General features: G+C 52.7%; 13 protein-coding genes. 2 read left to right on the top strand and 11 right to left on the bottom strand.

Annotated features, from left to right (window positions below; translation table 11 throughout):
• Nucleotides 1–11: 11 nt before the first annotated feature.
• The 9 genes from D467_RS0101070 to D467_RS0101030 form a co-directional block, all read right to left on the bottom strand.
• Entirely contained in the window at nt 12–686 is a 675-nt protein-coding gene (locus D467_RS0101070) for a zinc metallopeptidase (RefSeq protein WP_018915651.1), read from the bottom strand.
• An 81-nt stretch (nt 687–767) separates the two neighbouring features.
• Complete coding sequence (locus tag D467_RS0101065; RefSeq protein ID WP_018915650.1) at nt 768–1838, bottom strand: App1 family protein phosphatidate phosphatase; 1071 nt, start codon at nt 1836–1838, stop codon at nt 768–770.
• 62 nt (nt 1839–1900) lie between these two features.
• Nucleotides 1901–2464 (bottom strand): type 1 glutamine amidotransferase domain-containing protein, encoded by a 564-nt coding sequence (locus tag D467_RS0101060; protein ID WP_018915649.1) that lies wholly within the window; start codon nt 2462–2464, stop codon nt 1901–1903.
• A gap of 167 nt (nt 2465–2631) precedes the next feature.
• Nucleotides 2632–4059 (bottom strand): sulfate adenylyltransferase subunit CysN, encoded by a 1428-nt coding sequence (gene cysN / locus D467_RS0101055; RefSeq protein WP_018915648.1) that lies wholly within the window; start codon nt 4057–4059, stop codon nt 2632–2634.
• Nucleotides 4059–5021: a sulfate adenylyltransferase subunit CysD gene (gene cysD, locus D467_RS0101050; protein WP_018915647.1), complete on the bottom strand. Its 963-nt coding sequence runs from the start codon at nt 5019–5021 to the stop codon at nt 4059–4061. Before cysD ends, cysN begins: the two co-directional genes overlap by 1 nt.
• A 175-nt stretch (nt 5022–5196) precedes the next feature.
• On the bottom strand, nt 5197–5934 hold the full coding sequence (locus D467_RS0101045; RefSeq protein ID WP_018915646.1) for a metallophosphoesterase: 738 nt from the start codon (nt 5932–5934) through the stop codon (nt 5197–5199).
• On the bottom strand, nt 5934–6380 hold the full coding sequence (locus D467_RS0101040; protein ID WP_018915645.1) for a DUF1249 domain-containing protein: 447 nt from the start codon (nt 6378–6380) through the stop codon (nt 5934–5936). The genes D467_RS0101045 and D467_RS0101040 overlap by 1 nt, the downstream gene beginning before the upstream one ends.
• A gap of 2 nt (nt 6381–6382) precedes the next feature.
• A complete protein-coding gene (locus D467_RS0101035) occupies nt 6383–7057 on the bottom strand; it encodes an NUDIX domain-containing protein (RefSeq protein WP_018915644.1) in 675 nt (224 codons plus the stop codon).
• A gap of 74 nt (nt 7058–7131) precedes the next feature.
• On the bottom strand, nt 7132–7776 hold the full coding sequence (locus tag D467_RS0101030; RefSeq protein ID WP_018915643.1) for a tetratricopeptide repeat protein: 645 nt from the start codon (nt 7774–7776) through the stop codon (nt 7132–7134).
• Nucleotides 7777–7965: 189 nt separating this feature from the next.
• Here D467_RS0101030 and greB point away from each other — a divergent pair, with 189 nt between their 5' ends.
• On the top strand, nt 7966–8499 hold the full coding sequence (gene greB / locus D467_RS0101025) for a transcription elongation factor GreB (RefSeq protein WP_018915642.1): 534 nt from the start codon (nt 7966–7968) through the stop codon (nt 8497–8499).
• A 316-nt stretch (nt 8500–8815) separates the two neighbouring features.
• On the opposite strand, the gene D467_RS0101020 is transcribed toward greB, so the two are convergent.
• Nucleotides 8816–9961 carry an aminotransferase-like domain-containing protein gene (locus tag D467_RS0101020; RefSeq protein WP_018915641.1) on the bottom strand — a complete coding sequence of 382 codons (1146 nt, stop codon included), beginning with the start codon at nt 9959–9961 and terminating at the stop codon, nt 8816–8818.
• Between the two features lie 127 nt (nt 9962–10088).
• On the opposite strand from D467_RS0101020, the gene D467_RS0101015 reads away from it, so the two are divergent.
• Entirely contained in the window at nt 10089–10958 is an 870-nt protein-coding gene (locus tag D467_RS0101015; protein ID WP_018915640.1) for an AraC family transcriptional regulator, read from the top strand.
• 454 nt (nt 10959–11412) lie between these two features.
• Here the strand turns inward: D467_RS0101015 and D467_RS0101010 are convergent, their stop codons facing one another.
• Entirely contained in the window at nt 11413–12114 is a 702-nt protein-coding gene (locus D467_RS0101010) for an SIMPL domain-containing protein (RefSeq protein ID WP_244147790.1), read from the bottom strand.
• Between the last annotated feature and the right edge of the window lie 117 nt (nt 12115–12231).

The following is a 12231-nucleotide window of genomic DNA, read 5'->3' as shown; positions in this document are numbered from 1 at the left end:
GAGATTAGCGCTTAACGGCGCAAGATCACCAGCCAGCGGCCCAGGTTCAACATGCTGGCAAGTGAAGCCGCGACATAGGTAAACGCACAGGCGGTTAACACGTGCCGCGCGCCCGCCATGTCGTAGGGTGGGACATAATCTTTTAAAAGCGGCAGTGCGCGGTTGAAGCTGGCATCGAATTCAACTGGTAGCGTCACCAGGTGAACCAACGCGGCGGTACCGAAGCTAATCACCGCCATGCCAATCACTAACGCCAAACCGCCCGGCACGCGCGTCAACAAGAATAAAAACGGCGCGGCCATCATTAGAATGGCCCCCATCTTTTCTGCCTTTTGGGCAACGCCCACTAAGCGGCTGCGCGCCAGCAGCGGCGCATAGCCTTGATGATGCTGTATGGCATGACCCACTTCATGGGCGGCAACGGTTACCGCTGTGAGTGAGCGACCATCGTAATGATCGGGCGAAAGGCGCACGCAGCGCGTTTCAGGATCGTAATGATCGCCAAACTCGGTACGTTCAACGGTTACTTCATCGACCCCCAGGCGCCGCAGCAAATGCTCGGCAAGCTCGGCCCCGGTACCTGGGTAATCGTCGCGGCCGCGCTGGTGGCGCTTAAGCACCCACTTTGCCCATACGTTGGGCAGTATAAAAACCGCGAGTAACAGCACGATGAGTAGAACGACCATGATGACTTAGCACCCGAAATGGGAAGATAGTGGAAAGCTTCGTTTTATCATGGTCAGACAACAACGACGTTAAGGCAAGGCTTACCCTTGCGCTTCACGGCGCTCTTCTTCGAGATGCTCTTTTACATCGCGCTTGACTGCCTGTAGGCCACGCGCCGAAATATCGCCATTGGCGTGGGCGTGCTCAGCAATCAATACGCTGTCGGGGGCGAGTACCAAGTCGCACTGGGAATCTACCAGCTCATCGCGAAGCCGTTGAATAGCCTGTTCGCGTTCAGGGTCTTTATCCACGCGGCGGATATAGATCGCTTTGATACGCCCGGGGTAGGCCTTGACGATCTCGGCATACACTTCTGGGTCGTGTTGCCCGCTATCGCCAATCAAAATGCACGGTAGCTCATCGAACAGCGTCAACATTCGATCAATTAACATGCGCTTGTGATCCTCGGCACGACGCGGCCAGGGGTGACGTAATGAAATCCCCCACTCGCGTAGAAACAGGATCGGGCCAACCGGAATCCGGTTGAGCTGAAAGAACGTTTCGAGCATTTCGTAAATAGCCCAGGGCCCGCGGGATACATACAAAATGGGTCGTTCGGCCTTCTCACTTTCGCCGCGGTGCAGGGCCTGATATAGCGAGGCGACACCTGGAAATGCCGTGCGCCGATGCGGTTTACGTACAAAGAGGCGATAAAGCATCTTGAGCTTTTCGGCAACGCCGGTAAACATGACGGTGTCATCAATATCGCTAATGATCAGCAGGTCTGTTTCCGGTGGCGGTACGTAAACCTCAACGTTAGTACGTACAGGCGACTGGTTTTCCGCATGCACCATGATATCCGCTCGATGCCAGGAAACATCGATAGGCAGCGAATGGGCAATCGGAAGGTGCGCATCAAAATAGCCGTCCCGGTCAGTCATCAACGTTAGCTGATTTTGACCGATACTAATGTCCACCTGCGCGTCAGCAAGGCCGCGGCGAAAAATTCGTCGGGTCACGTCGGCCGTATCACGCAACATACCGCGCCGCGGAATAGCACGACCAAGGGCAGCTTGGCGAAATACCCGCCCCATTATGAACACTTCTTCAGACGAGCCGTAGCCGCGGTAAGGATGAACAACCATCCCGCCGCGGCCACGGTCTCGCTTCATGGGTTTTGCAGCAGTATGGACAAGCCTTTTTACAAAGCTTGCCCACGGACTAAACCACGACATTAAGCGTGCTGACCAGAGTGACGACCTTCTTGAAGCTCTTCCAAGAGTTTGGCATTAAAGGCGTCTAGGTCTTTAGGCGTTCGGCTGGTGACAAAACCACTATCCACTACGACTTTTTCGTCGACCCACTCAGCGCCAGCATTACGTAAATCCTGCGCGATGCTAGGCACCGACGTCAGGCGGCGCCCATCAACCACACCGGCATTGATTAAAATCCACGGAGCGTGGCAAATAGCGGCTACGGGCTTACCGGCCTGGAAAAATGCTTTTACGAAGCTTAACGCGTCTTCATTAACTCGCAGCTCGTCTGGGTTAAACAAGCCACCCGGCAATACCAAAGCGTGGTAATCGGATTCGTTAACATCGGCAAGCGCTTTATCAGCCTCGTAAGTATCGCCCCAATCTGTTTCAGCCCAGGCGCGAATACCTTTACCGTCAGGCGTCACAATGTGTACTTCGACACCGGCTTTTTTGAGCGCATCGCGCGGTGAGCTTAATTCAGCCTCTTCAAAACCGTCGGCGGCGACAATAGCGACACGTTTACCATTCAGTGCTTGGTTCATCATGCTCTCCTTTTCGTGATGAGGTGTGCGTTAAAAACGCCCTATTAGTGTGGCGCATCCTGAGTGAGCGTCAAGCGAATGGCCCTATTGTTTAGCCTTTCTTAATTTAACAGATACGAAAAAGCCCGCTTCTAACGAAGCGGGCTAAGGCATTGATCAAACTTAATTTAGCGTTTGAATAAGGCGTTAATGTCTTTAGCTTCCCAGTGCGGGAAATGCTTGCGCACCAGCGCGTTCAGGTCACGTTCAAAGGCAGCCCAATCGGTAGTGGATGCATCGGTGGCGCTATGTGCGGCTACCGCACGTATCATCCCCGCGCCTACTGTAACGTTGGTCAGTCGGTCGACAATAATAAAGCTACCCGTTTTAGGGCTGTTGCGATAATTATCGATCGGCACCGTAGCGGTAAGCTCAATTTCGCAGCGCGCAATCGCATTAAGCTCTAATGCGTCAGTGGCGTGCTTTTCAAGCGTGTTGACGTCGACCTGATACTCGATCGCACTGACCTGCCCGGAAAGATCGCGGGTCGCGAGTTTAAAGTCGTAGAGCTTACCCGGCTTCAGCGCTTCTTCGTGCATCCAGACTACATCGGCGGTAAACGCATTGGAAAGCGGTACGTCGGCCTCTGCGCTCACCAGCCAGTCACCACGGGAAATATCGATTTCGTCTTCAAGCGTCACGGTGATGGCCTGCCCCGGGTAGGCTTCACTCAAATCACCATCAAAAGTAACTATCCGCGCCACTTTTGACATCTTGCCTGAAGGCAGGGCTTTTACCGACTGACCTGAGCGCAGAACGCCAGCAGCCAGCGTGCCGCAGTAGCCACGAAAATCCAGGTTCGGCCGGTTGACGTACTGTACGGGCAAACGCAGATCCGTCAGATTGTCATCTTGGCTGATTTGGGTATTTTCGAGTAATTCAATCAGCGTTTCACCGCTATACCACGGGGTATGTTCACTGCGGTTAACTACGTTATCGCCGTTTAGCGCCGACATGGGTACAAACTGAATGTCGCGTGCCTGCAAATTGGTGGCAAACGCGTGGTATTCCGCTTTGATTTCTGCAAAGCGCTGCTCGGAAAAGCCGACTAAGTCCATCTTATTGACGGCAATTACCAAGTGCTGAATACCCAGCAGGTCAGCAATAAAGCTGTGCCGGCGCGTTTGGGTCTGCACGCCGTAACGCGCGTCAATCAGGATAATCGCAAGGCTTGCCGTAGAGGCGCCGGTGGCCATGTTACGCGTGTACTGCTCATGCCCTGGCGTATCGGCAATGATAAATTTGCGCTTATCTGTGGAGAAGAACCGGTAGGCGACATCAATGGTAATGCCCTGCTCGCGCTCGGACTGCAAACCATCGACCAACAGGGCCAGATCCACCGTATCGCCAGTAGTACCGCTGGTCTTGGAGGCCAGGGTAATCGCGGCGAGCTGATCTTCAAAAATCATCTTGGAGTCGTGCAGCAAGCGGCCGATCAGCGTTGACTTGCCGTCGTCGACACTGCCGCAGGTAATGAACCGCAAGAGGTCCTTGTTTTCATGCTCGTGCAGGTACTGCTCGATATTGTCGGCGATCAAATTGGACTGGTGAGACATCAGAAGTACCCCTCGCGCTTTTTCTTCTCCATGGAACCTACCTGATCGCGATCGATGGCGCGGCCACTGCGCTCGCTAGTCCGGGTCAGGAGCATTTCCTGAATGATTTCCGGAAGCGTTGCGGCTTCTGATTCCACCGCACCGGTCAGCGGATAGCAGCCAAGCGTTCTAAAGCGCACTGATTTCTCTTCGGGCACTTCACCTGGCGCCAGCGGCAGACGGTCGTCATCCACCATGACCTGCATGCCGTCACGCTCGACTATCGGGCGCTTAGCGGAGAAATACAGCGGTACAATCGGGATCGACTCCAGATAGATGTACTGCCAGATATCAAGCTCGGTCCAGTTGGAGAGCGGGAACACGCGAATCGACTCGCCTTTGTTGACCTTGGCGTTGTAAACGTTCCAAAGCTCCGGGCGCTGATTTTTGGGGTCCCAACGGTGGTACTTGTCGCGGAAAGAGTAGACACGCTCCTTGGCGCGCGAGGCTTCCTCATCGCGCCGGGCACCGCCGAAAGCGGCATCAAAACCGTACTTGTCCAGCGCCTGCTTAAGCGCCTGGGTTTTCATGATATCGGTATATTTCGCGCTGCCATGGTCGAACGGGTTGATATTGGCTGCCCGCCCCTCTTCGTTGGTGTGCACGATCAGCTCCATGCCCGCCTCGGATGCCATGCGGTTACGAAACTCGATCATTTCGCGAAACTTCCAGGTGGTATCCACGTGCATCAGGGGAAACGGCGGCGTACCGGGATAAAATGCCTTACGCGCCAGATGCAGCATCACCGAGGAGTCTTTACCGATCGAATACATCATGACCGGGTTACTGAATTCAGCCGCCACTTCACGAATGATGTGAATGGACTCGGCTTCTAGCTGTTTTAGGTGCGTTTGACGCGCGGCATCAAGTGCGCCAGGCACCTCACGCCGCGGCGTCGAAGAGAGTGTGGAGAACTGAGTCATGGTCTACTACCTCACAAAACAAGCCGATTCTTATAAGCTTGCAGTACACGCTGAATTAAAACGTTATACGCTCGATTGTGAGTAGAGTAACGCCGAGTCAATAATAACCCAAAAGAATTAATAACTATCTTTTTATTCTTTTATGAAATAAGCAACATAGAAAGCGTGATATCGACTAGACATCAACGCGCTCTACCCAGGTTTGCCACTCTTCACCATTAAAATCCACTACTCGATAACCAGGCCTTGAGGCTTCATCGATGGTGAATGTTTCGGCACCCGGCATAAACTGATCCGACATCGCCGGGCAACCATAGACGCCTACACGGCCACCATCCGCTAACTCGATGTGCTGGGCATACGCCTGATGCGCGTGGCCGAACAGTACGATCTTGACCTGCGGGTAAGCGCTCAGTACCTGCCAAAACGCCTCCCGGTCCTGCAAACCGATAGCATCCATCCAGCTAGCGCCAACGTCTACCGGCGGATGATGCATGGCGATCAGCACGGGACGGTCGTCCTCTTCAAGTAGTGCAGACAACGCCCTCAGCCGCTCGCTGCCCAGCTCTCCATGGGGTTGGCCTGCCACCTGTGTATTAAGCAACAGCAGGCGCCATTGCTGCATATCAACCGCTTCGAGTAGCGGATGCTCGGCGCGCATCAGATCAACCTGGTCGTGATTGCCCGGCAGCCAAAACCACGGGCAGGGCAAACTCGTCAATACGTTGTTGGCAAGCGTGTACGACGCGGCGGTTTCGTCCTGGCTGACATCCCCCGTCAATACGATGATATCCGGGCGCTCGGCAACCGCTGCCGCGAGAACGCGCTGAAAATGCAGCCACGGCACACCGGCGCGCGAGCGTGCATTGATATCAGCATACAAGTGGGCATCGGTTATCTGTACCAGCCGCATTAACGCATCTCCGGTAAATCGTAGGCATGGCCATGCGATAGCCCGTGGGCCAACCACTCGCCTAAAAAGCGATTAAGCTGAAGCTTTTCATCGGGCTGATGCATGCGCGCATTCGGATAGCGATAGCGGCCGCTGAAATGGCGCTCGCGCTGAAAATCGGTGACCTCTGCCATACGCACATCATGGTAAAGATGCACCCGCATGCGCGGGCCTTCCATAATCGCATCCAGGGGGCCACTTTGAGTCACTTCGATCATCGTGGTGTAAGGGGCATGCTCTAATACCGTGAGCTGCAAATCACCAAAATGCTGTTCATGGCTACTTAAAGCGATCTCGCGGCGTTGCCCGCTCTCCATATCACCAACCAGGCGCAATAAACGCAGATAGTTGGCGCTGCACTCCCCTTGGAGCGACTTTAAATCGGTGACATAGGCTGTTCTTGCCATGCTCACTCCTCGTGGTTTTCGCTTGAGGTGAGGGCTCGCTGGGACGACGCGCGCAAGGAGGCGCGTTGGCCATTGAGCCAGTGCAGTCCTATCAAACACATGGCGTTGTCGAGTCTCCCCTGCGCCAAGAGTTCCCAAGCGGTAGGAAAAGACACCACGTGAACGCGAATATCTTCATGCTCTTCATCAAGACCGTGGATACCGCTTACACCCTGCGTATCAACCAGCCCACAAAACAGCGTTACACGCTCATTGCAGGCCCCGGGGCTTGGGTAATAGGTATGAATCAGGGTTAACGGCCCTACTTTGCAGCCTGCTTCTTCCAGTGACTCACGCCTGGCAACATCTTCAAGCGACTCATCTTTATCAATCAGGCCCGCTACGAATTCAAGTTTCCAGGGGGAAACGGGGTCGTTTACTGCACCCGCGCGAAACTGCTCAACCAGCACCAGCGCATCGCGTGCGGGGTCATAAAGCAATACCCCCACCGCATCGTGTCGGCTATGCACTTCGCGATGCATGGGTTTGCTCCAGCCACCTTCAAAAAGGCGATGGCGAAGCTCCATCTTTTCAAGGCGAAAAAACCCCTCATAGAGCGTCTCGCGCTTGAGCAGCTCAACATCGTCAAGGCTCAGAAGCGGTGTGTTTAATGATACTTTTTCAACGCTGGACGCCATGAGGCACTCCCGGTGATAACAATCGTTCTATTATCAGTGCTTGCTACCGGGAATGCCAATCTGGTCAGGAGGGATTATAGACGGCTCAACATGGCCTGGGCATCGCGGCGCAGCGCTTCGTCAGAAAGCTCGCGCTGGGCACGCGGGGTACCGTTTACCGCACGTTCGGCGTGTTCGCGGGCCGCATCGGTATCGCCTTCATCAAGCAAGAACTCAGCGTAGTAGTAGTTGACATCGATGCCGTCAGGGCGAACCTCGACGGCGCGCTGGAACATTTGCCGGGCTTTATCGCTGCTGCCAAAACTGATCGGGCGCCCCGGCACGTTGTCGTAAAGCGCGCCCAGCGTGACGTACGCAGAACCGTTGCCACCCTGGGGGTCGAGGGAAATGGCCCGCTCAAGCACATCGCGTGCATCACCAGCTACACCCAATGCGCCAAACCCACCACGTTCACGCGCATAAGAGGCCAGAATAATTCCTTGCCAGACCAGAAGATCAGCCTGATCAGGGTTCGCATTTACCAGGGTAGCTGCTTCATCCGCCAGGGTTTTAAGGGTGCTTTCGCGCTGGTTGGCAGGCAGATCGCTCATCGTATGTTCCCAGCGATTCTTCAGCGAGAAAAGCTCGCTCTCGTAGCCAAAGGCCGTTGCCGAGGCAAGCGCCAGCGTACCGCTGAGGGCGGTGGCAATCAGTAAACGTGAAACGGGTATGGCGCGCATGACAGTCTCCTGGATTATTTTTATCAGCGTAGCGTTTAAGGGTTAAATCGCCCACCCCGACAATGTAACGAACGTTTGAATGATTCGCTAGTGACTCCGGTCATTCAACATGCTTTTACCTAAGAGGCTTTTTTTCACGTAGAGTAAGTGTCTTAAAAGTGCCGCCCCTACCGAAATGAGAGCACGCGAATGAAAGGCCGTAATATGACCCGCTGGCGCGATCCGGCAAAAGATCCACGCCAGGCACCCAAAAGCAATTTGATTACCGCTGAGGGCGCCGCGCGTTTACGCGGCATTTTGGATCACTTGTCCAGAGTCAAACGCCCCGAACTCTCAACAAAAGTAGGCGAAGCCGCCGCACTGGGCGATCGTTCCGAAAACGCTGATTACACGTATAACAAGAAAGAGCTGAACCGCGTGATTGCCCGGATTCGCTACCTGACAATACGCTTGGATGAACTACAGGTGGTCGACCGGCTACCGGCGAATCTGGATAAAATCTTCTTCGGCGCCTTTGTCGATCTGGAAGATGAAGAGGGAGAAGCGCTGCAACTTCGCATTGTGGGTCACGACGAGATCGACACCCAAAAGCGCTGGATCAGCATCGACGCGCCCATGGCCAAGGCGCTTCTCGGCAAAGGAGTCGATGACGATGCAGAAGTGCTTACTCCAAACGGGAAGGTGTTCTACACCGTTACCGCGATCCGCTATGCTTCGCTTTAGTGCATGACGCTACACCGCCTAGAGCTCTGACGTTTGGAATTTGGCAGGATAGGGGCAAGCTCTCAGAATAAAGGATTCTCACACCAACAGAAGCCATATCGCACCATCGTGACGCGTTACAACAAGCTAAAGCGAAACGATGACAGCATGGAGGCTTTGATCTACGGCTTTTTATGGGCTCCCATGTGAAAGATCAATAGGCCTTGGCATTTCTCTGGAAAATTCATTGCTTAAGTATTTAAACCGTATAGACCACTCTGTAGTCAGAGGTACGCCAGGTTGTGTAATTATTCCTACGCATGGCGCGAACATACCTCTAAAGTAATTTGATGACGTCAGCCATTCTATCAACTGCCTCTTTCAGGCTCTCTGGAGAGCTATTAGTAAAGTTGAGGCGCAAAGCAGATACCCCTTTTTGTCCGGAATAAAACACATCACTGGGTACGGTTGCCACCCCTTGATCGAGGAGTGTTTTTGCCAGCGTAAAGGTGTCGCACTCGGGCAGAGTTAGCCAAACAAACATTCCCCCTTCAATTGGTTGGGTAAAACACCCAAATGTCTCTAGGTGCTTTAATGCGTTATGAAGCACTGCATAGCGGCCTCGGTACAACTGGCACACGTTTGCCACATGTTGCTCAAAACCAGGATGCTCCAACAATCCAAGTAACATGGCTTGAATAGGTAGGCTAGAATGCAGATCAGCGCCCTGCTTTACCTTAATCAACGGGTCTATCCAGTGTCCCGGTCCAGATACAGCCCCAACACGCATACCCGGTGACGCAATCTTGGAAAATGAGCGCAGCACCAATGCCTGATCCGGGCAAAAACTCGATACCATTGGTAGCGTGTCTCCAGTGAAACGCAATGGGCGATAAGGGGCATCCTCAACGAATGTCACCTGATAGCGAAGGCATAATTTCGCCACTGCCTGGCGTGTCGCCAACGGCCAGCTTAATCCTGTCGGGTTATGAAAGTCAGGAACAGCATAAAACAGCTTCGGCTGATGACGCACAAAACACTGCTCCAGTACGTTCAGGTCAGGTCCTTCTACATTCTGTGCAATAGGGACAATGTCGGCCTGTACAAAATTAAGCACCTGCATGGCTCCCAAATAGCTGGGTGCCTCTAAAACAACCTTATCACCAGGATTGATAAACGCCCGGGCAATAAGGTCTAACCCCTGTTGAGATCCCGTAGTCACTAGCAACTTATGATGTTCAGGCAATTGATATCGCTTATTTAGATGCCCTACCAATTGCCCGTAACCTTGGGTCGGGCCATACTGAAATAGATTTAGGTCGCTGGTGAGCTGATCAATTGTCGGCTTAAGAAGCTCAACTGGAAACGTTTTTTCGTCAGGCAACCCGCCAGCAAGCGAAATGACGTCAGGATCCTGGGCAGCTGCCAGAATTTCCCGGATAAAGGAGGATTTCATTCGTGTGAACGGCGTGGCGAGCTGCATGGATAATGTCCTGAGCCAGTATTGAAGAACCTTTATCCTACAAAGTCATACGGGACTTTAGTTGTCCGTTTATGCTATAGATGTTGTCCATATATGCTGCATTGAAATCTTTATTCAGGTGTACCCCGTGTCTATTCAGCATCAGAACCGCATCAACGAAGTTCTATTTCACATACATAGGGATATTAGTCGACCGCTAAGCGCCAAAGCGTTGGCAGATGTTGCAGCGTATTCTGAGCAGCATTTTCATCGACTGTTTAAACGCGTGGTTGGAGAGTCGATTCATCAATACATTCGGCGCGTTCGCATGGAGTACGCTGCCAATCAGCTCATGTTTGATAGCCACTCTTCGGTTTTGGATATCGCCAACCGATGTGGATTTAGCTCAGCCTCATCTTTCAATAAAGCCTTCAATAGTATTTTTCATTGCTCCCCCACGACCTGGCGGCAACAAGAGCAACCCTCGTTGGAAAAAAACTATCTGAAAGATCCTGATGTCGCACTCGGATTTCAATCTATCGCGGGCCAGGCATTACCTTCTCCACGAATTATAGAAACGCCGACTCGATTCGTGGCTTATAAACGCCATCATGGCTATAACCGCTCAATTCAAGAGGCTTGGATGACGTTAATTGCCTGGGCCAAAGCGGAACAGCGAGATACCAACCGGCAATACGGACTTCATCACTCCAATCCTGCGTGGGTTGAACTTGAGCAGTGCCACTATGTCGCGTGTCTGGAGATCGACACACCAGTGTCGCGACACTCAATCATCAGTCAGCTTGTGATACCCGAAGGCCTTCATGCAGTGTTTCATTTAACAGGCAAATACGGAGAGTTACTGCCACAAATCAGTCAAGTATTTAAAACCTGGCTACCCACATCCAAATTTAAGCTGCGCTCCACCCCAGGCTATGTTCGCTATCATAAAAATCAGTTTTTGAGCGAAGATGAGACCTTTGATTTAGAGTTTTATTTGCCAATCAGCTTTTTCTAGCTAGCATCTCAGATATAAACCTCACGAGGTTCAAAACGACGAGGACATTATCTTAAGCAATTAATCTTGCGCCAACAAAGCCTCATGATATGTCAACCCAACTTTTGAAAAGCGATCGTTAAAAGATATAGCTTGAAAATATTCCAGCGGATCACCTGGGAAAGTTAGCGCTTCAACAACTTGGAGCCCAAAGCGTCCATAATACTCAGGGCTCCGAGGACGACACAACTTGCAACGTCTCTCGCCTCAAGGTCGGTAAGAGCACTCCTTATGAGCCTGAGCCTAACGCCCTACTCTTGAAACTCAGGTAATAAAGACATTGGCCCAAACCAACCAATAGTATCCACCGAAATAGCGGCAGGAGAAATAACAGCATGACCATTCACGTTTCCATACGCTTCAGCGATCGTGGAAAGGGTTAGACTCTAGCCCTTCAAAACTGAGCCTTTAAATCCTAATCCTTTAATGCATAGTCGATAGTGGTCACCACACGCACACGCTTGATATTCGGCGTATAGCTGTCCAGATCCTCAATAGAGAAGTAGCCTTGGGTCGCCTGGCGTATCTGCCCTACTTGACTTCCCGAGTCTTCAGCAAATTGCTGGGCGGCATTGCGCGCATCGGCAGTGGCCTCGGCAATCATTTCAGGCTTGATCGCATCCAGCCCGGTAAACAGAAACTCGGTTTGATACTCGTAGCCTGGCGAGAGTAAAACACCCTGGCGCACCAGCGATGTGGTGCTGGGGATCGCCTGCATCACCCCTTCTACATCCGGCGAACGCAGCAGTAGCGTGGCTTCTGCGCGGTAGCGCTCATCAGGGCGCTGCCCGCCATATAGATTACTGAACTGATCGGTAATCCTGGGTGGCGTGGTGCTGATATGTTCAGGAGCAAACCCCTGGGTTTCCAGAAAGCGGCGAATTGCCTGGTTGTTATTGGAAAGCTGCTCTTCCAAGTCACTTAAACTGTTAGCACTAACGCTGTAATTAAACGGCCACAGTACCAAATCTGCCGCCACTTCACGTTCAGCCAACCCACGAACCGTGACATTGCGCGAAGACTGCTGCCATACCTCGGCCGCCTGCTTAATGTAGCTACCGCCCCCAACCAACCCCACCGCCAGCAAGCCACCCAGCACCACAGCACTACCTAACATCACGATATTTCTGCTGTTTCTAACCATCACGGCCACCCCGCACAACGTTCATTAAATTGCCCAATGCTTATTAGCATCATAGCGGTGAAACGTTATGACGTCGGCAGCCGAATGTGG

Source organism: Vreelandella zhanjiangensis DSM 21076, from assembly GCF_000377665.1.
Taxonomy (GTDB): domain Bacteria; phylum Pseudomonadota; class Gammaproteobacteria; order Pseudomonadales; family Halomonadaceae; genus Vreelandella; species Vreelandella zhanjiangensis.
This window is presented reverse-complemented; position numbering and strand designations above follow the sequence as displayed.